23 protein-coding genes and 1 pseudogene are annotated in these 22898 nt (G+C 71.8%); 13 read left to right on the top strand and 11 right to left on the bottom strand.

The window, feature by feature from the left end; all coding sequences use genetic code 11:
* Positions 1–366: pseudogene (locus tag ACIQMX_RS01740) on the bottom strand (hypothetical protein); the annotation flags it as partial.
* 403 nt (positions 367–769) lie between these two features.
* Here ACIQMX_RS01740 and ACIQMX_RS01735 point away from each other — a divergent pair.
* Entirely contained in the window at positions 770–2785 is a 2016-nt protein-coding gene (locus tag ACIQMX_RS01735) for a GTP-binding protein (RefSeq protein WP_402474350.1), read from the top strand.
* Positions 2786–2832: 47 nt separating this feature from the next.
* On the opposite strand, the gene ACIQMX_RS01730 is transcribed toward ACIQMX_RS01735, so the two are convergent.
* Both ACIQMX_RS01730 and ACIQMX_RS01725 read right to left on the bottom strand, forming a co-directional pair.
* The gene (locus ACIQMX_RS01730) at positions 2833–3672 is read right to left on the bottom strand and encodes a tetratricopeptide repeat protein (protein ID WP_402474349.1); all 840 of its coding nucleotides are present in this window, start codon (positions 3670–3672) and stop codon (positions 2833–2835) included.
* A 4-nt stretch (positions 3673–3676) separates the two neighbouring features.
* Complete coding sequence (locus tag ACIQMX_RS01725) at positions 3677–4678, bottom strand: GNAT family N-acetyltransferase (RefSeq protein WP_402474348.1); 1002 nt, start codon at positions 4676–4678, stop codon at positions 3677–3679.
* A gap of 117 nt (positions 4679–4795) precedes the next feature.
* On the opposite strand from ACIQMX_RS01725, the gene fdxA reads away from it, so the two are divergent.
* Positions 4796–5116 carry a ferredoxin gene (gene fdxA, locus ACIQMX_RS01720; RefSeq protein ID WP_018956287.1) on the top strand — a complete coding sequence of 107 codons (321 nt, stop codon included), beginning with the start codon at positions 4796–4798 and terminating at the stop codon, positions 5114–5116.
* Positions 5117–5237: 121 nt separating this feature from the next.
* Positions 5238–6332, top strand: coding sequence for a succinyldiaminopimelate transaminase (gene dapC, locus ACIQMX_RS01715; protein ID WP_363066574.1), 1095 nt, complete (start codon positions 5238–5240; stop codon positions 6330–6332).
* 74 nt (positions 6333–6406) lie between these two features.
* Here dapC and ACIQMX_RS01710 read toward each other — a convergent pair whose 3' ends face one another.
* Positions 6407–6811: an ATP-binding protein gene (locus ACIQMX_RS01710; RefSeq protein ID WP_363066573.1), complete on the bottom strand. Its 405-nt coding sequence runs from the start codon at positions 6809–6811 to the stop codon at positions 6407–6409.
* A 285-nt stretch (positions 6812–7096) separates the two neighbouring features.
* Entirely contained in the window at positions 7097–8041 is a 945-nt protein-coding gene (locus ACIQMX_RS01705; RefSeq protein WP_402474346.1) for a hypothetical protein, read from the bottom strand.
* Positions 8042–8183: 142 nt separating this feature from the next.
* On the opposite strand from ACIQMX_RS01705, the gene dapE reads away from it, so the two are divergent.
* Complete coding sequence (gene dapE, locus ACIQMX_RS01700) at positions 8184–9263, top strand: succinyl-diaminopimelate desuccinylase (RefSeq protein WP_363066571.1); 1080 nt, start codon at positions 8184–8186, stop codon at positions 9261–9263.
* 95 nt (positions 9264–9358) lie between these two features.
* Complete coding sequence (locus tag ACIQMX_RS01695; protein WP_363066570.1) at positions 9359–10144, top strand: TIGR00730 family Rossman fold protein; 786 nt, start codon at positions 9359–9361, stop codon at positions 10142–10144.
* Between the two features lie 76 nt (positions 10145–10220).
* Here ACIQMX_RS01695 and folP read toward each other — a convergent pair whose 3' ends face one another.
* Positions 10221–11093: a dihydropteroate synthase gene (gene folP / locus ACIQMX_RS01690; RefSeq protein ID WP_326658114.1), complete on the bottom strand. Its 873-nt coding sequence runs from the start codon at positions 11091–11093 to the stop codon at positions 10221–10223.
* 127 nt (positions 11094–11220) lie between these two features.
* Between folP and ACIQMX_RS01685 the strand changes: the two genes are divergently transcribed.
* The gene (locus ACIQMX_RS01685; RefSeq protein ID WP_363066569.1) at positions 11221–11634 is read left to right on the top strand and encodes a hypothetical protein; all 414 of its coding nucleotides are present in this window, start codon (positions 11221–11223) and stop codon (positions 11632–11634) included.
* On the top strand, positions 11631–12224 hold the full coding sequence (locus ACIQMX_RS01680; protein ID WP_402474344.1) for a DNA-3-methyladenine glycosylase I: 594 nt from the start codon (positions 11631–11633) through the stop codon (positions 12222–12224). The genes ACIQMX_RS01685 and ACIQMX_RS01680 overlap by 4 nt, the downstream gene beginning before the upstream one ends.
* 12 nt (positions 12225–12236) lie before the next feature.
* On the opposite strand, the gene ACIQMX_RS01675 is transcribed toward ACIQMX_RS01680, so the two are convergent.
* Positions 12237–13052 (bottom strand): enoyl-CoA hydratase-related protein, encoded by an 816-nt coding sequence (locus tag ACIQMX_RS01675; protein WP_363066567.1) that lies wholly within the window; start codon positions 13050–13052, stop codon positions 12237–12239.
* A 314-nt stretch (positions 13053–13366) separates the two neighbouring features.
* Here ACIQMX_RS01675 and ACIQMX_RS01670 point away from each other — a divergent pair, with 314 nt between their 5' ends.
* The gene (locus ACIQMX_RS01670; protein ID WP_003966491.1) at positions 13367–13534 is read left to right on the top strand and encodes a DUF3117 domain-containing protein; all 168 of its coding nucleotides are present in this window, start codon (positions 13367–13369) and stop codon (positions 13532–13534) included.
* Between the two features lie 89 nt (positions 13535–13623).
* Here the strand turns inward: ACIQMX_RS01670 and ACIQMX_RS01665 are convergent, their stop codons facing one another.
* Positions 13624–14289 carry an O-methyltransferase gene (locus tag ACIQMX_RS01665; protein WP_219574098.1) on the bottom strand — a complete coding sequence of 222 codons (666 nt, stop codon included), beginning with the start codon at positions 14287–14289 and terminating at the stop codon, positions 13624–13626.
* A 182-nt stretch (positions 14290–14471) separates the two neighbouring features.
* On the opposite strand from ACIQMX_RS01665, the gene sigE reads away from it, so the two are divergent.
* From sigE to ACIQMX_RS01640, 5 genes are all read left to right on the top strand, one after another.
* Positions 14472–15233, top strand: coding sequence for an RNA polymerase sigma factor SigE (gene sigE, locus ACIQMX_RS01660; protein WP_363066566.1), 762 nt, complete (start codon positions 14472–14474; stop codon positions 15231–15233).
* Complete coding sequence (locus ACIQMX_RS01655; RefSeq protein WP_402474343.1) at positions 15230–16225, top strand: zf-HC2 domain-containing protein; 996 nt, start codon at positions 15230–15232, stop codon at positions 16223–16225. Before sigE ends, ACIQMX_RS01655 begins: the two co-directional genes overlap by 4 nt.
* A gap of 122 nt (positions 16226–16347) precedes the next feature.
* Complete coding sequence (locus ACIQMX_RS01650) at positions 16348–18081, top strand: S1C family serine protease (RefSeq protein ID WP_402474342.1); 1734 nt, start codon at positions 16348–16350, stop codon at positions 18079–18081.
* Positions 18082–18181: 100 nt separating this feature from the next.
* The gene (locus ACIQMX_RS01645; RefSeq protein ID WP_363066563.1) at positions 18182–18658 is read left to right on the top strand and encodes a sec-independent translocase; all 477 of its coding nucleotides are present in this window, start codon (positions 18182–18184) and stop codon (positions 18656–18658) included.
* A gap of 119 nt (positions 18659–18777) precedes the next feature.
* Positions 18778–19440 (top strand): hypothetical protein, encoded by a 663-nt coding sequence (locus tag ACIQMX_RS01640; RefSeq protein ID WP_363066562.1) that lies wholly within the window; start codon positions 18778–18780, stop codon positions 19438–19440.
* A 278-nt stretch (positions 19441–19718) separates the two neighbouring features.
* On the opposite strand, the gene ACIQMX_RS01635 is transcribed toward ACIQMX_RS01640, so the two are convergent.
* The 3 genes from ACIQMX_RS01635 to ACIQMX_RS01625 are packed head-to-tail and all read right to left on the bottom strand — an operon-like array spanning position 19719 to position 22715.
* Positions 19719–20852, bottom strand: coding sequence for an Mrp/NBP35 family ATP-binding protein (locus ACIQMX_RS01635; RefSeq protein ID WP_363066561.1), 1134 nt, complete (start codon positions 20850–20852; stop codon positions 19719–19721).
* A gap of 44 nt (positions 20853–20896) precedes the next feature.
* Entirely contained in the window at positions 20897–21451 is a 555-nt protein-coding gene (locus tag ACIQMX_RS01630; RefSeq protein WP_363066560.1) for a DUF1003 domain-containing protein, read from the bottom strand.
* Positions 21441–22715 (bottom strand): magnesium transporter MgtE N-terminal domain-containing protein, encoded by a 1275-nt coding sequence (locus tag ACIQMX_RS01625; protein ID WP_363066559.1) that lies wholly within the window; start codon positions 22713–22715, stop codon positions 21441–21443. The genes ACIQMX_RS01630 and ACIQMX_RS01625 overlap by 11 nt, the downstream gene beginning before the upstream one ends.
* Positions 22716–22898 lie beyond the last annotated feature (183 nt).

The raw sequence follows: 22898 nt of genomic DNA, 5'->3' as shown, positions 1-22898 counted from the left end.
CTTCCAGTCGGACTTGCCGCCCTCGTCGTCCTTGCCGGGCTGCCATTCCTTGGTGACGGTGGAGGCGAGGGCGCCGCCGCCGGTGTGGACGCCGCCGCTGGGCTTGTCCTTCTTCCAGTCGGACTTGCCGCCCTCGTCGTCCTTGCCGGGCTGCCATTCCTTGGTGACGGTGGAGGCGAGGGCGCCGCCGCCGGTGTGGACGCCGCCGTTCGGCTTGTCCTTCTTCCAGCCGCCGTCCTCGCTGCTGGAGGACGAACCGCTGTCGTGCTCCCAGTCGCCGGTGGTCATGGCGTACGCGGAGGGAGCGGTGATCGTGAGGACCGCCGTGACGGCGGCCGTTGCGAACAGTGTGCGGGCAGAGCGCATCTGAACACGTTTCCTTTCGTCGCGACTGCGAAGAGTGACGGACTGTCGGCTCTGAGTGGCGCAGTTGCTACGTGAACCACCGTCAGCCCGGAGTCCGGGGCGCGCCATCGGGGAGCTCCGCATTGGAGCTACGGAGTGGGCTCATCGAGTGGCGAGGAACGGATAATCACCCGTTGGACGGCACGGCGCGCCGGAGAGAGGTTTGGCCGCGGCCGGATCCCCCGTTCGCTGACGGGGCCTCACCGCGCAGCAGTGCGCACGGCACCGGTAATTGAGTTGCGGCGCCGGACCGCCCACTGCTCTACTCGCCGCATCGGCCGACAGGACCAGGAGAAAACGATGCGCGGATCTCACATGTTCGTCTCGACGGGAATTCACCCCACCGCTGACCACATGGAGTTCTGTGCACACGCTCAATCTTGGAATTCTGGCGCATGTCGATGCCGGTAAGACGAGTCTGACCGAGCGGCTGCTTCACGCCGCCGGAATCATCGACGAGATCGGCCGCGTCGACGACGGGAACACGCAGACGGACTCGCTCGCGCTCGAACGGCAGCGCGGCATCACGATCAAGTCCGCGGTCGTCTCGTTCACCCTCGACGACGTCACCGTCAACCTGATCGACACCCCCGGCCACCCGGACTTCATCGCCGAGGTGGAACGGGTCCTGAGCGTGCTCGACGGCGCCGTGCTGGTCATCTCCGCGGTGGAGGGCGTCCAGGCCCAGACCCGGGTGCTGATGCGTACGCTCCAGCGCCTGCGCATCCCCACGCTGATCTTTGTGAACAAGACCGACCGGGCCGGAGCCCGGTACGCGCAGGTGCTGCGCGAGATCACGGAGAAGCTCACCCCGCACACGGTCGCGGCGGGACCGGCCGTCATCGGCCTCGGCACCCGTGAGGCCCGCAGCGTGCCGTACGCCGACGACGACCCCCGGTACACGGAGCGGCTCGCCGATCTGCTCACGGAGCACGACGACAACCTGCTGACCGCGTACGTCGAGGGCGGCGAGGAGCTCGTACCGGCCCGGCTCAAGGCGGCACTGGCCGAGCAGACCCGGCGGGCCCTGGTCCACCCCGTCTACTTCGGCTCGGCCGTCACGGGTGCCGGCATCACCGCCCTGACCGACGGGATCAGGGAGCTGCTGCCCGCGGCCGGGGGCGACCCGGCCGGGCCGGTCTCCGGCACCGTCTTCAAGGTCGAACGCGGCCGGGCCGGCGAGAAGCTGGCCTGGGTCCGGATGTTCTCCGGGACCGTGCGTACCCGCGACCGGCTGGTGTTCGGGCAGGGCCCCGGTGCCGTGTCCGAGGCCAAGGTGACCGGCATCCGGGTCTTCGCCGACGGCGCGGACACCGACGCCGCGTCCGTGGGCCCGGGGCGGATCGCGAAACTCCGGGGGCTCGGGGGCATCAGGATCGGTGACGCGGTCGGCGACATCCGTGCGGCGGCCACCGGGCACCACTTCGCCCCGCCGACGCTCGAATCCGTGGTGGCGGCCGCTCCGCCCGTCTCCCGGGGCGAACTGCATTTCGCTCTGGCGCAGCTGGCCGAACAGGATCCGCTGATCAATCTGCGCCAGGACGACATCCGTAAGGAAGTGTCCGTATCGCTCTACGGCGAAGTGCAGAAGGAGGTCATCCAGGCGACGCTCGCGGAAGAATTCGGAATCGACGTCACCTTCAGCGGAACCACGACGATCTGCCTGGAGAAGCCGTCCGGCACGGGATCGGCTTTCGAGATCATCGACAAGGACGACAATCCCTTCCTCGCGACGGTCGGACTGCGCGTCGACCCCGCCCCGCCCGGCAGCGGGGTGACCTACCGGCTGGAGGTGGAGCTCGGCTCGATGCCGTACTCCCTGATGAGAGCCGTCGAGGAGACCGTCGCCGAAACGCTCGGACAGGGCCTGTACGGCTGGCGCGTCACCGACTGCACGGTCACGATGACGCACTCCGGCTACTGGCCCCGGCAGAGCCACGCACACGCCGTCTTCGACAAGTCCATGTCGAGCACCGCCGGGGACTTCCGCAATCTGACCCCGCTGGTCCTGATGGCCGCGCTCCGGCAGGCCGGCACCACGGTGTACGAGCCGATGCACCGCTTCCGGGCGGAGCTCCCGGCCGACATGCTCGGGCCGCTCCTGCCGGTCCTCGCCCGTCTGCGGGCCGTCCCGTCCCCGCCGTCCGTCGACGGCGCACGCTGTGTGCTGGAGGGCGGGATCCCGGCAGCCCGGGTGCACGAACTCCAGCAGCGGCTGCCGGGGCTGACCCGCGGCGAAGGGCTGCTGGAGACCGCCTTCGACACCCACCGCCCCGTCACCGGCACCGTCCCGCAGCGCTCACGCACGGACCACAACCCTCTCGACCGGAAGGAGTACCTGCTGCACACGGTCCGGCGGGCGGGCGGCGGACAGGAGTGAGCGGCCGTGCGCGGCGGCGGACAGGAGTGAGCGGCCGTGCGCGGGCGTCAGTTCAGCATCGCGCGGGCCGCCCGCGCACTCCCGCGCACCGCCTCCGCGGCAGCAGGATCGACATCCGCGACCACCTGCGCGTACTCCTCCATCTCAGCCGCCCCGCGCAGGAACTCCCCGCCCCGGACCAGCAGCTGGGCCCGCTCGTAACGCAGCCGGGCCGGGTGCGCCGGCAGGAGCAGGGACAGCTCCACCGCCCACAGCGCCACGTCGTTGCGTTCCGGGCGGGCTGCCGCCCATGCCCGGATGTTGTTCAGGATCCGCAGTACGGTCTCCAGCGGCTGCGCCGGCACCAGCATCGACGCCTCCAGCGGCCCCCCGGTGGCGCCCGCCACCAGGAGTTCCGCGTCCTGGTCCGTCAGCGGCCGCCCACCGGCGAACGGATCGGCCAGCACCCGCTCCGCCGGATCCCCGAAACCGACCACGAAGTGGCCGGGCAGCGCCACCCCGTACACCGGAGCGCCGGCCCGCCGCGCGACCTCGATCCACACCACCGACAAGAGGATCGGCAGCCCGCGTCGCCGCCGCAGCACCTCGTGCAGCAGCGACGACTCCAGCCGCTGGTAGTCCGCCGAAGCGCCCTCGAACCCGTACCGCTCACCGAGCAGTCCGGCCAGCGCCGAGGCCCAGGCGCGGCCGCCGCGCAGCCCGTACGGCAGCAGGCCCGCGAGCCGGTCCAGCTCGATCTGGGCCGCGTCCATACCGTTCGCGTCCAGTGCCGGATCGGCCTCCGCCCCCACCAGCAGGCAGAGCAGGGCCAGGTCCGGCCGTTCCGCCCGTGCCTCCTCGGCGAACCGGCGGCGCAGCCCGTCCTTGTCATGCCTCTCGGGAGCCATCGCCCTACGCCGCCCGGAAGTGGTGGTACTGGTGGTGCGTCGCGAAGCCCATACCGTCGTACAGCGCCCGGGCGCCCTCGTTCTCCGCCTCCACCTGGAGCCAGGCCGCCGACGCGCCCTCGTCCATGGCCTGCCGCGCCAGCGCGGTCATCACGGCGGTGGCGAGCCCTCTCCTGCGGTGCCCGGGAGCCACCTCGACGGCCATGAAACCGGCCCACCGCCCGTCCACGACACACCGGCCGATCGCGGCGGGCGCCTCGTCCCCCGGCTCGCCCGGCACGGTCGCGAACCATACCGACGGGCCGCTGCCCAGGACCGCGGACACCTGCGGCCCCGGCGTTCCGACGCGCTGGTAGCGGGCGAGCCATGTGTCGTCCACCGTGCGGCCCAGCCGCACCCGCGACACCTCCGCGGCCAGGTCGCCGATCGGGGCCAGCGCGGCGATCCGTACCTCCGCCGTCACCTCCCGCCGCCACCCGTGGCCCTCCAGCGCCGCGCACAACTCCTCCTGCGCCCCCTCGGCACCGGTCGCGGTCTGGATGTACGCGGGCAGGCCCCGGTCGGCGTACCACTGGCTGATCCGGCCGAGCGCCGCGTCGAGCGGCACGCCCGGATCGCCGAGCGGCAGCACGGAGTTGGCGCGCCGGGTGAACCCGCCGGCGGCGCGCAGCCGCCAGTCGCCCAGTGGTTCGCTCTCCACCGGCTGCCAGGCGCGGGCGTACACCCGGGCGAGTTCGGTGAAGGAGGCGGCGGGTCCGCGCCTGCGGGCCGGAGCGGCCGGCACGACCTTGCCCGCCACCAGGGCCGATTCCGGGATCCGCACGGAGTCACCGCTCTTCGGTGTGACCGACAGCACACCCGTGTCCCAGGATGTGAGAACACCGACCGTGTCGGTGAATTTCGGGCCTTGGGGACCGTCCTCGGTCAGACGCCGGACTGATACCCGTTTGCCCACGTCAGCCGGTGCAATTCGGACCTCCAGCCGTCCGCCCATGGTGAATTCCACAGCTCTGTCCGCCCCTCCTGTTCGGATCGTGCCCGGGAACGGAGATACTAGGTGCGGGCATCGACGACGCCGCGCTCCCGCGCGAGAGCCAACGCCCTACCGAGGAGGAACGACAGCGTGACCTACGTCATCGCGCAGCCTTGTGTCGACGTGAAGGACAAGGCCTGCATCGAAGAGTGCCCCGTCGACTGTATCTATGAGGGCCAGCGGTCCTTGTACATCCACCCGGACGAGTGCGTCGACTGTGGAGCCTGCGAGCCGGTCTGCCCGGTGGAGGCGATCTTCTACGAGGACGACACCCCGGAGGAGTGGAAGGACTACTACAAGGCGAACGTCGAGTTCTTCGACGACCTCGGGTCGCCGGGTGGAGCCTCCAAGCTGGGTCTGATCGAGCGCGACCACGCGTTCATCGCCGCGCTGCCGCCGCAGAACCAGTAGCAGCGCTCCGGCACCTGTGTGGCCCCGGTCCCGTACGGCTCGTCACCGTGCGGGACCGAGGTGTTTTCCCGCGGCTCCTCCGGGCCGCCTGCGTGAACCCCGTACGAGAAAGCAGAGATCCGTGTCCGCAGTCTCCTCCCGTCTCCCGGTCTTTCCCTGGGACAGGCTCGCGCCCTACAAGTCGACGGCCCAGGGCCACCCGGACGGCATCGTGGACCTGTCCGTCGGCACGCCCGTCGACCCGGTGCCCGAGCTGATCCAGCAGGCGCTCGTCGCCGCGGCGGACAGCCCCGGCTATCCGACGGTGTGGGGGACGGCCGCGCTGCGTGACGCCCTGACCGGCTGGGTGGAACGCCGTCTGGGCGCCGTCTCGGTGACGCACGAGAACGTGCTGCCCGTCGTCGGCTCCAAGGAGCTGGTGGCCTGGCTTCCGACCCAGCTCGGCCTCGGCGCCGGTGACAGGGTCGCCTACCCGCGGCTCGCCTACCCGACGTACGAGGTCGGTGCCCGGCTGTGCGGTGCCGAGCCCGTCGTCTACGACGACCCGACCGACCTCGACCCGGCCGGACTGAAGCTGCTCTGGCTCAACTCGCCGTCCAACCCGACCGGCCGCGTCCTGGCCAAGGACGAGCTGACCCGGATCGTGGCCTGGGCGCGCGAGCACGACGTGCTGGTCTTCAGCGACGAGTGCTACCTGGAACTGGGCTGGGAGGCCGAGCCGGTCTCCGTGCTCCACCCGGACGTCTGCGGCGGTACGTACGAGGGCGTCGTCGCCGTCCACTCGCTCTCCAAGCGCTCCAACCTCGCCGGCTACCGCGCCGCCTTCATCGCGGGCGACGCGGCCGTGCTGAGCGAGCTGCTGCTGATCCGCAAGCACGGCGGGATGATGACGCCGGCCCCCGTCCAGGCGGCGACCGTCGCCGCGCTCGGCGACGACGCGCACGTGGCCGAGCAGCGCACCCGGTACGCGGACCGGCGCACGGCCCTGCGCACGGCGCTGGAGGCCCACGGGTTCCGCATCGAGCACAGCGAGGCGAGCCTCTACCTCTGGGCGACGCGCGACGAGCCCTGCTGGGACACCGTGGCGTACCTGGCGGAGCTGGGCATCCTGGTGGCGCCCGGGGACTTCTACGGGCCGGCGGGCGACCGCTTCGTGCGCGTGGCGTTCACGGCGACCGACGAGCGCGTGGCGGCAGCGGTCAAGCGACTGGGCTGAGCCGCCGTACGCATGGAGGGGCCCCGGGAGTGCGCACTCCCGGGGCCCCTCCACGCGTACGGGCGTGGTGCGGATCAGCCGATCGGCAGCCCGCCGAGGCTGTCGGTGGGCAGACCGCCCTTGGTCACGGCACCGGTCGCGTCGCCGAGGGTGTCGCTCGCGCCGCCCTTGGCGGTCTTGCTGACACCCTTCGCCGCGGGCGCGGCCTTGCCGCCCGCCTCGCCGAGGGTCTTGGCCGCCACCGGCAGCGTGGTCCCGACGACCTTGCCGCCGGCCTTGCCCGCGGTGTCGGCGGCCGGCTGGGCCGCGTCGACGGCCTGGCCGAGTCCGGCGCCCTCGACGGTGGTGAGACCGCCGAGCTCCGGAGCCTGCGAGAGCTCCGCGGCACTCGCGGCACCGGCCGCACCGACCACGGGGGCCACACCCGCCGCGATCAGCAGCGCGGTACGGGCGATCCGACGGGTCAGGGGGAGGGACATGATGCTCCTTCGACGGGGTGGGGAAACCTGGTGTCCGTGGGGGACGCCATGACAACCGTCTTGGGGGAGGGGGAGGTTGCGGTGTGCCGAGGTAAAGATCGGGTCATGGGTCACATAATCCGCAACGGAGAAACCCGGGCGGACCAGGCAGGGAACGGTCCTGTGCCGAACCGTCACTTCCCTTGGGCCGCAAGGGGACGGGTGCGTACGGAAACCAGTGCGCGGGCCCCTGTGCGGAGCCCGTGGAGCGAAGGGGCAGACCCCCTGCGCGGGTGATGGGTCGTACTACTGCGCGAGGCGTATGCGGACCGCGGTCGTGCCCGATTCCTTGCGCTCCGTCCGCCAGCCCGCCCCGGAGGCCCACTTCTTGCCGGCGTACGCGACCTCGTCGATGCCGAGTGCCTCGGACTGCGCGACCGCCCAGTGCGCGAGCTCCCAGCCGCGCTGCGGAACACCGTCCTGGCCGGCCCTCCGGGCCGCCTGCACCGGAACCGAGAGGCTTCCCGTGCCCGCTGCCGCACCGGCGGCCGGGGGCTGCGCCGCCGCGTCCTCGGAAGGCAGCACGTCCTTGCCGAAGGAGCGCACCAGCGCGGCCCGGACCTTCGCCCTCCCGCCCGTCGCGGCCGTGCTCCGCGGCGGATCGCAGTTCAGGGCCGCCGGCGCCCGGCCGGTCAGCGCCGCCGCCAGCAGCGCGGCATCCGGCTCGTGCTTCGCGTACGCCTGCGGGAAGCCGCTGCGCTGGACCCGCTGCGCTGCCACGGTGAGCGGCAGCCGTGAGTAGCCGGGCACCTCGGCCAGGCGCTCGTAGAACTTCCCGGCCGAGTAGACGGGGTCCATGATCTGCTTCTCGGTGCCCCAGCCCTGTGAAGGACGCTGCTGGAAGAGGCCCAGCGAGTCCCGGTCGCCGTGCTCGATGTTCCGCAGCGCGGACTCCTGCAGTGCCGTCGCCAGCGCGATGGTCACCGCGCGCTCCGGCATCCCGCGGGTGGTGCCGACCGCGGAGATCGTCGCGGCGTTCGCCGCCTGCTCCGAGGTCAGCCGGTACGTCCGTCCCTCGCCGGACGAACCGTCGGCGGACTCCACGGTGCACTGGTCGGAACTCTTGCCGCCGGTCACGTACTGCACGGTCAGATAACCGGCCACTGCCATGAGCACGGCAAAGGCCGCCGTGAGGCGCAGACGGCGGCTGCGGGCGGTGTGTCGGCGGGCAGGGGCAACGGTCCGGGGCACGGGGCCACCGTACGCGAGGCACGGTGCCCGTCCGGAGTCCCCCGTCGTTCGCGCGGAGCGCGGGCGCAGCGGCGGTCGGTGCGTGCGTGCCGGGCGTCGGGACGCAGACGGGGGGCTCCGGACAGGCACTAGGGTCGTAGCCATGGCCGAAAGCACGCTTGACCTGACACTGGACGGACCCGCGCTCACCGCATGGCTCGTCGACTTCCCCTCGGTCAGCGGGGAGGAGAAGGACCTCGCCGACGCAGTCGAGTCGGCGCTGCGGACCCTTCCGCACCTGACCGTCGACCGGCACGGCAACAACGTCGTGGCGCGGACGAACCTGGGACGTGCCGAGCGCGTCGTACTGGCGGGTCACATCGACACCGTGCCGATCGCCGACAACGTGCCTTCGCGCCTCGACGAGGACGGCCTGCTGTGGGGCTGCGGCAGCTCCGACATGAAGTCGGGCGTCGCTGTCCAGCTGAGGATCGCCGCCACCGTGCCCGAGCCCAACCGCGACCTCACCTTCGTCTTCTACGACAACGAAGAGGTCGCCGCCGACCTCAACGGCCTCGGGCACATCGCCGCCGCCCACCCCGACTGGCTGAAGGCCGATTTCGCCGTCCTCCTGGAGGGCTCCAACGGAGAGGTCGAGGGCGGCTGCCAGGGCACCCTGCGCGTCTTCCTGCGCCTGGAGGGCGAGCGGGCGCACTCCGCCCGCAGCTGGATGGGGTCCAACGCCGTCCACGCCGCCGCGCCCGTCCTCGAAAGGCTCGCCGCGTACGAACCGCGCAAGCCGGTGATCGACGGACTGGAGTACCACGAGGGCCTCAACGCCGTACGGATCGAGGGCGGCGTCGCCAACAACGTCATCCCCGACGCCTGCACCGTCGTCGTGAACTACCGCTACGCCCCCGACCTCAGTGCCGAGCAGGCCGTCGCCCATGTGCACGAGGTCTTCGCCGACTGCGGCGTCGCCGAATTCATCGTCGACGACCACTCCGGCGCGGCCATGCCGGGCCTGTCCCATCCCGCGGCGAAGGCCTTCATGGACGCGGTCGGCGGCACCGCCAGGCCCAAGTTCGGCTGGACGGACGTGGCACGCTTCGGCGGCCTCGGCGTTCCCGCGGTGAACTACGGCCCCGGCGACCCGGTCCTCGCCCACAAGCGCAACGAGCACGTGAAGGTCGAACGGATCACCCACTGCGAGGACCGGCTCCGCTCCTGGCTCACGACCTGACCCCTGGCATTCCCCTGTCCGTAACCTGCGGAGATCTACGCTGGCCTGGGACAGGGCGCCGCAGGGCGGCTCTGACGTCGGCGTAGGGAGCAGTCATGGGCAACGCGGAGGACGCAAGGATCCCTGAGGGCACGGAGGTCCCCGAGGGAGCGGTCAGGCCCGAGGAACAGCGGCTCGGCCCGGTGCTGCGCCGCAGGGACCAGGTGCAGCCCGGCACGACCGATCAGCGGCTGCTGGACTCCGAGGGCGACTCCGAGTGGGTGCACACCGATCCGTGGCGGGTCATGCGCATCCAGTCGGAGTTCGTCGAGGGCTTCGGCGCGCTCGCCGAACTGCCGAGTGCCATCAGCGTCTTCGGATCCGCCCGCACACCGGCCGGTGCGCCGGAGTACGAGGCGGGTGTGCGCATCGGCCGGGCGCTCGTCGAGGCAGGCTTCGCGGTGATCACCGGGGGCGGGCCCGGAGCGATGGAGGCGGCGAACAGGGGGGCCCGGGAGGCGAAGGGCGTCTCGGTGGGCCTCGGCATCGAGCTGCCCTTCGAGTCGGGCCTCAACCCGCACGTCGACATCGGCGTCAACTTCCGCTACTTCTTCGTCCGCAAGACGATGTTCGTGAAGTACGCACAGGGCTTCGTCGTCCTGCCCGGCGGCCTCGGCACCCTGGACGAGCTCTTCGAGGCCCTCACCCTCGTCCAGACGGGCAAGGTCACCCGCTTCCCGATCGTGCTGTTCGGTACGGAGTACTGGGGCGGCCTGGTGGACTGGCTGCGGGACACGGTGGTGGCCCAGGGCAAGGCGTCGGCGAAGGACCTGCTGCTGTTCCACGTCACGGACGACGTGGACGAGGCGGTGAACCTGGTGACGAAGGAGGTCGGGCGCTGACTCCCGGCCTCGCCCGAAGAGGCGGGCAGGGAACAGCCCGCCTCTTCGGGCGCAACCCGTCCGCCCACGTCCTCGGCTACGCCAGCCCCCGCCGCGCCACCGCAGGCGCCCGGTGCCCCGCGATCGACGCCACCATGTCCAGGACGTCCCGCGTCTCCGCCACCTCGTGCACCCGGTACACCCGCGCCCCCAGCCACGCCGACACCGCGGTCGTCGCCAGCGTGCCGAGCAGCCGTTCCTTCACCGGCCGGTCGAGCGTCTCGCCGACGAAGTCCTTGTTGGACAGCGACACGAGCACCGGCCAACCCGTCTCCGCCATCTCGCCGAGCCGCCGCGTCGCCTCCAGCGAGTGCCGGGTGTTCTTCCCGAAGTCGTGACCGGGGTCGATCATGATCCCGTCCGGCCGGACCCCCAGTTCCACGGCCCGCTCGGCCAGCCCCACGGTCACCCGCAGGATGTCGGCCATCACGTCCTCGTACCCGGCCCGGTGCGGCCGGGTCCGCGGCTCGGCGCCGCCCGCGTGCGTGCAGACCAGACCGGCCCCGTACCGCGCGGCGACCTCCGCAAGCTTCGGGTCGACCCCGCCCCACGCGTCGTTCAGCAGGTCGGCGCCGGCCTCGCAGACGGCCTCGCCGACGTCGTGGCGCCAGGTGTCGACGCTGATCACCACGTCCGGGTGGCGGCGGCGCACCTCGGCGACGAACCCGACGGTGCGACGGGCCTCCTCCTCGGCGGTGACCTCCTCGCCGGGGCCTGCCTTCACCCCGCCGATGTCGATGATCGCGGCGCCGTCGGCCACCGCCTGCTCGACCCGGGAGAGCGCGGGTTCGTCGAGGAAGGTGGCGCCCTGGTCGTAGAAGGAGTCCGGGGTGCGGTTCACGATCGCCATGATCACCGGCTCGTGCGCACCGAACTCGCGCCGGCCCAGCCTGAGCGCACCGCTTCGCATCCCGTGTCTCTCCTTCGAACCTTTGAATCCGCCCAGCAGATCTCCGCCGGAGCCGACTGCGACCCTAACTGTCAGTGCCGCATGGCACGATCGGACCCGGACGAATTCCGCTCCCGGGGAGATACGCGTGTTCTGGTTCTTGCTGCTCGCGATGGTGGTGGTGGTTGCCGCGGTCACGCTTGCCGTGGTCGGCGGAGGGAAGAGCGCCATCCTGCAGGACGTGGCGCCCGAGCAACTGACGGATCCGCTGCCCGCGACGCGCCCGGTCGGCCGCGCGGATGTCGAGGCGCTCCGGCTGCCGGTGGCCGCGCGCGGCTACCGGATGGCCGATGTGGACGACGCGCTGGGCCGGCTCGGTGCCGAGCTGGCCGAGCGGGACGCCCGGATCGCGGAGCTGGAGTCGGCGCTCGCCGGCGCCCAGGCCACGAGAGCCGGCCGCGCCGATCTCCTGAAGCAGCCCGAGGACCGCCCCCACGCGCCCTGGGAGGCTCCGGAGCAGCCGGGCGACGCCCCGCGGCCCGACGAGGAGACCGGACGATGAGCGGCGGCGCCGAGGCGGCGGCGGACGGCGGCCTGCGCTGCCCGTGGGGCCTGTCCACCGAGGACTACCTCGTCTATCACGACACCGAGTGGGGCCGCCCGGTCCACGGCGACGACGCCCTCTTCGAACGGCTGTGCCTGGAGGCGTTCCAGTCCGGGCTGTCCTGGCTGACGATCCTGCGCCGCCGCGAGGGCTTCCGCAGCGCGTTCTCCGGGTTCTCCATCGCGAAGGTCGCGGCGTTCACCGACGCGGACCGGGAACGGCTTCTCGCCGACGCGGGCATCATCCGCAACCGGGCGAAGATCGACGCCACCCTCGCCAACGCCCAGGTGCTGACGGGCTGGCGGGAGGGCGAGCTGGACGAACTGATCTGGTCGTACGCCCCCGATCCCGCGAGCCGCCCCGCCCCCCGAGTCCTCGGGGACGTGGCGGCCGTCACCGCGGAGTCCACGGCACTGTCGAAGGACCTCAAGAAGCGCGGGCTGCGGTTCATCGGTCCGACCACGGCCTACGCCCTGATGCAGGCGTGCGGCCTGGTCGACGACCATCTCGCCGACTGCGTGGCCCGCGGCGGCGGTCGTGCGGCGTAGCCGGGAGCCGGACTACCGCCCGACGTACTTCGGCCACTTGTTCTTGTCGAGGAACGCCTGCACCGCGATCCAGTGGTCCTGCGACGTGCCCGCCCTCGTCTGGAGTTCGTCCTCCTTCTCCAGCGCCTCGCCCAGGGTGTGACCGGCGCCGTACGCGAGGGACTCCTTGAGCGCCGCGTACGCGACCGTCGGGCCGTCCGCGAGGGCGCGGGCCACCGCGGCGGCCTCGGCGGCGAGGTCGGCGGCGGGCACCAGCTTGTTCACGATGCCGAGGTCGTGGGCGTCCTGCGCGGAGATGGAGCGCGGGAAGAGCAGGAGATCGGCGGCGCGGCTGTGGCCGATCAGCCGGGGCAGCGTCCACGACACACCCGAGTCGGCCGTGAGCGCGACGCCGGCGAACGAGGTGTTGAACGAGGCGGTGTCGGCGGCGACCCGGTAGTCGCAGGCGAGCGCGAAGCCGAAGCCCGCTCCGGCCGCGGCGCCGTTGATCCCGGCGACGACCGGCTTGGGCATCTCCGTCAGCGCCCGCACGATGGGGTTGTAGTGATCGCGCACCGTGCTGAGCGCGTTGCCGCCGCCCGATGCGCGGACCTCGGACAGCTTGGAGAGGTGCTCCTTCAGATCCTGGCCGACACAGAAGGCGCGCCCGCCGACCGCGGTGAGCAGCACCGCCCGCACGGCGGGGTCGGCGCCGGCCGACTGCACGGCGTCACGCAGCCCCACCTTGGCCGCGGTGTCCATGGCGTTCATCGCGTCCGGACGGTTGATCGTGATCGTCGCGAGCCCGTCGCTCACCTCGTAGAGCACGGAGTCGTCGTGATCGGCCATGTGCGGTCCCCTTTGCACCTCGTTCAACATGCCTGTCCAGGCAAGCATGGCCGACTTCGGCGAGGGCCAACATGTGACCTGCGTCTAACGATTCCGCCGCGATGAGGGGGGCGCGGGGACGGAGTATCGCAGTCGGATCGCCGAATTGGGTGGTTTTGAGAGAGCGCGTTGCGCAAGCGATGCAGAGCGATGTTGGTCATCGGGGTCTGTGATGCGGGATAATGGCCTGGAAGCAATGTGTTCGATGCCGGTGAGGCAGCGCCTGTCATGGGGCCGCCGGTTGCGATGAGCTGGTTTCAGGAAGGGGAACGAGCATGGCGGCCATGAAGCCGCGGACGGGCGACGGCCCGCTCGAGGTGACAAAGGAGGGGCGGGGCATCGTCATGCGCGTTCCGCTCGAAGGCGGCGGTCGGCTTGTCGTGGAGCTGACTCCGGACGAGGCCGATGCACTCGGCGATGCCCTCAAGAAGGTCGTCGGCTAACAGAGGCGCCCACACTTCACCACTGCCCCGTCACGGTCTCCGTGCCGGGGCAGTGGTGCGTCCGGGGTGCGCCGCGGTGCCGGTGGGGCTCAGCCCCGGCGTACCGCGCAGAGGAGGCCGTCGCCCACCGGCAGCAGAGTGGCCATCAGCTCCTGGCTCTCGCGGACCGCCCGCAGCAGCTCGCGCAGGCGCAGCACCTCGGCGGGCTGGGCGGCGGAGTCGACTGTGCGGCCGTCCGCGAAGACGCCCTCGAAGCAGACCAGGCCGCCGGGCCGCAGCAGGCGCAACGATTCAGCGAGGCAGTCCAGGCTCTCCAGCCGGTCGCCGTCGCAGAACACGAGGTCGTAACCGCCGTCCGCCAGCCGGGGAAGTACGTCCAGGGCGCGGCCGGGGATGAAGCGGGCCCGGTTGGCGGCGAAGCCCGCCGCCCGGAACGCCTCGCGGGCGAACTGCTGGCGCTCGGGTTCCGGGTCGACCGTGGTCAGCACCCCGTCGGGGCGCATGCCGTGCAGCAGGTAGAGGCCGGACACGCCCGTGCCGGTACCGATCTCGGCCACCGCTTTGGCGTCCGTGGTGGCAGCGAGAAGGCGCAGCGCTGCGCCGGTGCCTGGTGACACCGAGCGGAGTCCCGCGTCCCGTGCCCGGTCCCGGGCCCAGCGCAGTGCTTCGTCCTCGGCGACAAAGGCGTCGGCGAACGCCCAGCTCGTCTGCCGGTTGGCGGTGATGACCCTCTCCTGTCCCCGTAGTTGGCGCAACGGTGACTGTATCCGCTGCACCCGGGAACCCGCAGATGGGACCGGGCGTTAGGGAAGGACAGGGGAGAGCACGTGGATCGGGCCCGCAGACCGGGCCCGGGACCGACGGGCAGGCGGTTCCCGGGGAGATCCCCGGCCCCAGCAGGAAAAAGGCTTATCCGGAGCTAACGGGCGAGGTGGCTATGGTAGGGGCTCCACTGGACACCACCAGAGCCGACAGGGGAGGTGCGGCTGCGCCTGTGGATCGGGGAGGAGTGCTGTGGCGCTTCCTCAGGTCGGCGGGTGAGCCGAAATCCGTGACCAACATTGCTGACCGTTCTTCCAACGCCTCCGCAACGACCGCGACCTTCGCCTCGGATGCGGAATCCCAGGCGTGGACGCCGCCCACATGGGAAGAGATCGTCAGCACGCACAGCGGTCGTGTCTACCGCCTTGCCTACCGACTGACGGGTAACCAGCACGACGCCGAGGACCTCACCCAGGAGGTCTTCGTCCGGGTGTTCCGTTCGCTTTCGACGTACACGCCCGGCACCTTCGAGGGCTGGCTGCACCGCATCACGACCAACCTGTTCCTGGACATGGTCCGCCGTAAGCAGCGCATCCGTTTCGACTCTCTCGGGGACGACGCCGCGGAGCGGCTGCCGAGCCGTGAGCCGTCGCCGCAGCAGGTCTTCAACGACACCCACTTCGACGCGGACGTCCAGCAGGCGCTGGACACCCTTGCGCCCGAATTCCGGGCCGCGGTCGTGCTGTGCGACATCGAGGGGCTCTCGTACGAGGAGATCGCCGCGACACTCGGCGTGAAGCTCGGCACCGTGCGCAGCCGTATCCACCGCGGACGCTCGCACCTGCGCAAGGCGCTTCAGCACCGTTCGCCCGAGGCCCGTGCCGAGCAGCGCTCCCTGGCGGGCGCCCTCGTGGCAGGGGAGGGCGGAACGGCGTGAGTGGCACAGGTCCGACCTCCGCGGAACAACACCTGGGGGACCGCCTCGCCGCGCTTGTCGACGGCGAGCTGAAGCATGACGCCCGCGACCGGGTGCTCGCCCACCTCGCGACCTGCGGCAAGTGCAAGGCCGAGGCCGCCGCCCAGCGGCGCCTGAAGAGTGTCTTCGCACAGTCGGCCCCACCCTCGCCCTCCGAGGGGTTCCTTGCCCGTCTCCAGGGCCTTCCCGGCGGACCGGGTGGTGACGACGACCGTCGGGGAAGACCCCTGGGTGATCCGGGGTTCTTCGGCGACGGTGTTCTTCCCGTGATGCAGCCCCACGGCAGCCGCACGGAATCACCTTCGGACGGTCCCGTGCCGGGCGCCTTCGGCTACCTTCCGGCGCTGCACGGCTCGACGGCGGTGATGCCCGCCGCTCCGGCCGGTTCCGTCTTCCGGATCCATGAGGTCGGCCGTGAGAGCGAGCGCTCACCGTGGCGCGGGCGACGGTTCGCCTTCGCCGCCGCCAGCGCCGTCTCGCTGGCCGCCATCGCACTCGGCGGCGCCCTGCCGACGGACTCCGGCACCGAGACCCCCACGCGCGCCGACGGCCCGGGCAGCGCCGTGGCCCCGATCGACGCCGAAGCCCGCGCGGCCGCAGGCACCGTCAGCCGTCGCGGAGGCGGCAGCCACGGCACGCTCGCCGCGGCCGGCGCCGACCGCCCGTTCCCGCTCGCGGTGAACGCGGCGCCGTTGGCGTTCCCGTCGACGCCCGCCCTGCTCGGCAACGGCGCTCCGGGCCAGAACCTGTTCGCGCTCACCGGCCGCACCACCGTGTCCGCGCCGTCCCTGATACGTCCCGACGCAAGCAACCCTCTGTTCGCCCGGGCCCTCGGCAGCGGACAGGCCCCGGCCACCCCGGCGCCCTCCGCGGACCCGTCCCGGAGCCCCACCACGACCGCCGCGGTGCCGGCCCCCGCGCAGCACGGTCTGCCGCTTTCGCCCCGTCGCTGAGGAAGGTCTCCGTACGGGGCTGCGCAGGGCATCCGCAAACCTGGTTGAATTCCGGCAGGATTTCCGGAGGGACGCTCCTGTCGGGGCGTGCAGAGGCCGGTCACGGCAGTTGCGGGGAGAGCATGGACGACGGGAAGACCACCGCGCCGAAGGCGAAGTGGTGGAGCCGGCCCGCGCCGGGGCGCGGTACGCGCACGGCGCCCCAGGAGCCGCCCGTCCAGGACGCGATGCCCCCGGCCGATGCACCCGCCGTGAACGAGGCGCCCCAGGACGCGCCGCACGAGGCCCCCGCGCCGTACGAGGCCCCCGCACCCGAGCCCGCGCCGCACGAGGCCCCGTCGCCCGAGATCCCATCGCCCGAGACCCTGCTGCCCGCGGCCCGGACCCCCGAGCCCCCGGCGCCCGCCCCGCAGGCCGCGCAGCCGCTCCACGAGCCCGATCAGTACAGCACCCCGCCCTACGGTGGCCCCGGTCCGTGGGCGCCCGCACCTCCCGTGCAGCGCCCGACGCCGGCCCACGGCACCCCCGTACCCCCGCCCTACGCGGGGACGAACGGTTCCGGCATGACGCTGCCGCCCGCTCCCGCACCCGCCTTCCAGGCCCCGCCCCCGCAGCCCCAGGGCCCCCAGCCCCAGCAGCACGCCCAGCCCTCGTCGCCGCAGTGGCTCCAGTACGACCCCTGGGGCGCCCCCCGGCAGCCCCTCATCACCCAGCCCGGGCCGCCGCTCGGCCCCGAAGGCCGGCGGCAGGGCCGGCGCGGGACGGTCCTCGTCGGTGCGCTGCTCCTCGCCCTGGTGGCGGGCGGCATCGGCGGCGGTATCGGCGCCTACATCGAGCGCAACGGCGGCTTCACCGCGGTCGAGCTGCCGCAGGACGAGAGGAACGGCGGCGGACGCGCGCCCGACAGCGTCGCGGGCATAGCGGCGAGCGCCCTGCCCAGCGTGGTCACCCTGCACGTCAGCGGCACGACCGAATCGGGCACCGGAACAGGCTTCGTCCTGGACGACCGGGGCCACATCCTGACCAACAACCACGTGGTCGCTCCGGCCGGTTCCGCCGGCGAGATCACCGTGACGTTCAGCGGCGGCGAGACGGCGAGCGCCGAGATCGTCGGCACGGACAGCGGCTACGACCTGGCCGTGGTCAAGGTCAGCGGGGTCTCGGGGCTGAAGCCCCTGCCCCTGGGAAACTCCGACAACGTGCAGGTCGGGGACCCGGTGGTGGCCATCGGCGCACCCTTCGACCTGTCCAACACCGTCACCTCCGGCATCATCAGCGCCAAGGACCGGCCCATCACCGCGGGCGGTGAGAAGGGCGACGGGAGCGACATCAGTTACGTCGACGCGCTCCAGACCGACGCCCCGATCAACCCGGGCAACTCCGGCGGCCCGCTGGTGGACACCGACGCGCACGTGATCGGGATCAACAGCGCCATCCGCGCCGCCGACAGCGGTTCGACGACGGAGGGCGGCCAGGCCGGTTCCATCGGGCTCGGCTTCGCCATCCCGATCAACCAGGGCAAGCGCGTCGCCGAGGAACTCATCAACACCGGGAAGGCCACCCACCCGGTGATCGGTGTGAGCCTCGACATGAAGTACACGGGCGACGGGGCCAAGGTCGGGACCGAGGGCGCCGACGGCAAGTCCTCGGTCACGGAGGGAGGTCCCGGGGCGAAGGCGGGCATCCGGCCCGGTGACGTCATCACCGAAGTGGACGGCAGGCGGGTGCACAGTGGCGAGGAGCTGATAGTGAAGATCCGCTCGCACCGGCCGGGCGACCGGTTGGAGCTCAAGCTGACCCGCGGTGGTAAAGACCTGTCCATGACTTTGACACTCGGCTCGGCAACGGGCACGTGACGGCCACGAGGAGCTACCGCCCGGACAGTTTCGCCGGGTACCGTGGGCCGAGTCCGGACCCCCATCCGACCTGGTCGCGGAGAACACGAGGAGCCGCAAGGTGTTCAATGACATAGGCCCACTGGAGCTGGTGGCGCTCGCCATCATCGGCGTGCTCGTCTTCGGCCCGGACAAGCTCCCCAAGGTCATCCAGGACGCCTCGCGTTTCATCCGCAAGATCCGGGAGTTCTCGGAGAGCGCCAAGGAAGACATCCGTACGGAGCTCGGCCCGGAGTTCAAGGACTTCGAGTTCGAGGACCTGAACCCGAAGACGTTCGTCCGCAAGCAGCTCATGGACGGCAACGACGACCTCGGGCTGAAGGAGATCCGGGAGAGCTTCGACCTGCGCAAGGAGGTCGCCGAGGTCGCCGACGCGGTGAACGGGCGCGAGACTCCTGCCGCGGAGGCGAAGACGGGCGTGTCGGGCGCTGCCGCGGTCACCGCGGCCAATGGCTCGGCAGGCGCTCCCGACCTGCTCAAGAAGCGCGAGCAGCCCACCAAGACCGACCACCCGCCGTTCGACGCAGACGCCACCTGACACACGTCAATCCCGACTCGTCCGGACGGTATGGCTATTCTCCATCTGTCCGGTGGTGAGTTACGCCCGCGGGGGGCGGGCCGCTCCGGACCTTGACGATCGAGGAGGCGGCCGGGCAGATGGAGACAACGAGTCGGGTGGGCGCGGATGGTGCGCCGGACACAGCCACGGCGGAGGGGGTGCCGGCGGCCCGGCTCACGGTCGACGGCTATCTGCAGGCGCCGTTCCCGTGGTACGGACTGGACGAGGCCTTCACCGGGCGCCGCTGGCTGATGCAGGTGGGCACCGCGGCGGACGGCACCGTGCAGCACGGTTCGACCGGTCACGGTGACGAGCCCTCGGTACGGGGCGGCGACTTGGGCGCGGACAAACAGCGCTTCGCGGTGGTCGTCACCGTGGCCAGCAGCCCGGTACGGCGCAGCGGTGACGGCACGGGGGTCCTGGACGCCACGACCGTCTCCTCGGCGGCCTGGCTGGCCGGCTCCGGCCTGCTCGCCTACACCTGGCCCCCGCAGATGGACCACACCCTGCGCGACGACTGGCTGGACCAGCAGACGGAGACGGCGTTCGAGCTCGCCGACGACCTGGACGGCCCCGCGTGGTCCGCGCTCTCGCTGCCGGTCGACGGTGTGCCGGTGCCCTTCCACTACCGCGAGTCCGAGTTCGGCTGGGTACTGGCGGGGTCGGCGCACGGCGTGCACATCGGGGCGTACGGGCGGGGGATGAGCGCGTACGGGCTGGGGTTCTCGGTCGTCGAGGACATCGCGTCGTACGACGCGTAGATCTCAGGTCCCGCGGGCGTCCGAGGTGCGGGGGTGGGGGGGGGGGGGCCCGCCCCCCCCCCCCCCCGCGGGGGGGGGGGGGCGCCCCCCCCGGGGGGGGGGGGCGGGGGGGGGGGGGGGCCCCGGGGGGGGGGGGGGGGGGGGGGGGGGGGGGTGGGTGGGTGGGGGGGGGGGGGGGGGGGGGGGTGGGGGGGTGGGGGGGGGGGGGGGGGGGGGGGGGGGGGGGGGGGGGGGGCGCCCCCCCCCACCCCCGCCTCGACGCCGGCGAGGCCGGACTCTCAGAACTTGTTGCGCGGGGTGATGCCCAGTGACATGCCGGACAGGCCGCGCTGACGGCCGCCCAGCTTGTCGGCGATGGAGCGCAGGGCCTTGCCGGCCGGGGAGTCGGGGTCGGAGAGCACGACGGGCTTGCCCTCGTCGCCGCCTTCGCGCAGCCGTACGTCGATCGGGATGGAGCCGAGCACCGGAACCTCGGCACCGACCGTCTTCGTCAGGCCCTCGGCCACCCGGGCGCCGCCGCCCGAGCCGAACACGTCGACCATCTCGTCGCAGTGCGGGCACGGCATGCCCGACATGTTCTCGACGACACCGACGATCTTCTGATGGGTCTGCACGGCGATCGAGCCGGCCCGCTCGGCCACCTCGGCGGCGGCCTGCTGCGGGGTCGTGACGACCAGGATCTCCGCGTTCGGCACCAGCTGGGCCACGGAGATCGCGATGTCACCCGTGCCCGGCGGCAGGTCGAGCAGCAGGACGTCCAGGTCGCCCCAGTACACATCGGCGAGGAACTGCTGGAGCGCGCGGTGCAGCATCGGGCCGCGCCACACGACCGGGCTGTTGCCCGGGGTGAACATGCCGATGGAGATGACCTTCACGCCGTGCGAGGACGGCGGCATGATCATGTTCTCGACCTGGGTCGGCTTGCCGTCGGCACCGAGCATCCGGGGCACGCTGTGCCCGTAGATGTCCGCGTCCACGACCCCGACCTTGAGCCCGTCGGCCGCCATCGCGGCCGCGAGGTTCACCGTCACCGAGGACTTGCCGACGCCGCCCTTGCCGGACGCCACCGCGTAGACCCGGGTCAGCGAACCGGGCTTGGCGAACGGCACCTCGCGCTCGGCCGTGCCGCCGCGCAGCGAGGCCGCCAGGTCCTTGCGCTGCTCGTCACTCATGACGTCGAGCGTGACCTCGACCCGGGACACCCCCTCGACCCGGGCCACCGCGTCCGTCACGTTCTTCGTGATCGTCTCGCGCATCGGACACCCGGAGACGGTGAGATACACCGTGACAGCGACCACACCGTCAGGATCGATCTCGACCGATTTCACCATGCCGAGTTCGGTGATCGGACGGTGGATCTCCGGGTCGTTCACTGTCGCCAGTGCCTCAAGCACCGCGTCTTCCGTAGCCATACCGACGATGTTACGGCGCTTGCCGCTACGCGCGGGTAGCCCTGTCAGCGGTCTTCGTCACTCTCGGCCGGGAACAGGGCCCGCCGGTCGTCGAGGTCCTTCACCAGGTCCTCCAGTTCGGACCGGATCCAGTCGCGCGTGGCGACCTCGCCCAGGCCCATCCGCAGCGCGGCGATCTCCCTGGTCAGGTACTCGGTGTCGGCGATGGAGCGCTCGTTCTGCTTGCGGTCCTGCTCGTGGGTGACCCGGTCGCGGTCGTCCTGCCGGTTCTGCGCGAGCAGGATCAGCGGGGCCGCGTACGAGGCCTGGAGCGACAGCATCAGGGTCAGGAAGATGAACGGGTACTCGTCGAACCGCAGGTTCCCGGGCGCGAAGATGTTCCACACCACCCACAGGATGATGATCAGCGTCATCCAGACGATGAACCGGCCGGTGCCCAGGAAGCGCGCGATGCGCTCCGAGAACCGGCCGAAGGCCTCCGGGTCGTACTCCGGCAGCAGCCGCCGGCGTGGGGCCTTGGGCTGGTCCAGCCGGTTCCTGGGGGTGCGGGTCAGCGCCGTCGAGCCGTTCGACGCCCTGGAGCGGTCCTCACCGGTCACCGGGCACCCCCTCGCGGCCGTGGAAGTCGGTCTCCCGCCAGTCGTCGGGCAGCAGGTGGTCCAGGACGTCGTCGACCGTCACCGCGCCCAGCAGCGAGCCGCTCTCGTCCACCACGGGCACCGAGACCATGTTGTACGCCGCCAGATAACTCGTCACCACCGACAGCGGGGTGTCCGGGGGCAGCGCCACCAGATCGCTGTCGACGAGCGAGCTGACCAGGGTGAACGGCGGGTCGCGCAGCAGCCGCTGGAAATGCACCGTGCCCAGGTACTTGCCCGTGGGCGTCTCGTCCGGCGACCGGCACACGTACACCTGGGCGGCGAGCGCCGGGGAGAGGTCGGACTGGCGGACCCGGGCGAGCGCGTCGGCCACCGTCGCGTCCGGGCGCAGGATGATCGGCTCGGTGGTCATCAGACCGCCGGCGGTCCGCTCCTCGTACGACATGAGACGCCGCACATCGGCCGCGTCGTCCGGGCGCATCAGTGTCAGCAGCCGCTCCTTGTCCGCCTCGGGCAGCTCGGAGAGCAGGTCGGCCGCGTCATCGGGGTCCATCGCCTCCAGGACGTCCGCGGCGCGCTCCTCCTTCAGCTTGCCGATGATCTCCACCTGGTCGTCCTCGGGGAGCTCCTCCAGGACGTCGGCGAGCCGGTCGTCGTCCAGGGCGGCGGCGACCTCCGCCCTGCGCTTGGGGGACAGATGGTGCAGGGCGTTGGCCACATCGGTGGGGCGCAGCTTCTCGAACGTGGCGACGAGCGACTCCGCGCCCTGCCCGTGCTCCTCCAGCGAGAATCCGCTGACCGCCGACCACTCGACGGTCAGCGTCTCGCCCTTGCGGCGCAGCGCCCCGCCTCGGCCCTTGCGGACGAAGTACTTGTCGATCTCCCAGTCGCGACGGGCCGGCAGCTGCTGGATGGCCACGTCCAGGATGGTGACCTCCTCGCCCGTCTCCACCAGACTGACCCGCCGGTCGAGGAACTCGCCGAGCACCAGACGTTCGGTGGGCCGCTGTTCGAACCGCCGCATGTTGACCACGCCGGTGGTGATGACCTGGCCCGACTCGATGCCGGTCACCCGGGTCATCGGAAGGAAGATCCGGCGCCGGCTCACCACCTCGACGACGATGCCGAGCAGCCGGGGCGGCCGGCCGCCGACCCGGAGCATCGCGACCAGGTCACGCACCCGGCCCACCTGGTCGCCGTTGGGGTCGAAGACGGGGACGCCGGACAGATGCGAGACGAAGACGCGGGGCGTGCCTGGGGCCATGCGTGCGCCTCCTTCTCCGCCGACGCGTGTACGCAACCGGTCTGTTCCGACAGCTCTTGCACCCTTATGACGTGATCAGGCTAGCCCGTACCACTCCGCGACGCCCGGGCGAACCGTCCGTACGGCTCTCTGCCGGAAGACGTAGGCCACACGGGTACGCTGCCGTCTGCCACCCCCGCCATG

It is taken from the genome of Streptomyces sp. NPDC091416 (assembly GCF_044756845.1).
Classification (GTDB): domain Bacteria; phylum Actinomycetota; class Actinomycetes; order Streptomycetales; family Streptomycetaceae; genus Streptomyces.
The sequence above is the reverse complement of the archived record's forward strand: the minus strand, read 5'-3'. Positions and strand labels throughout refer to the sequence as shown.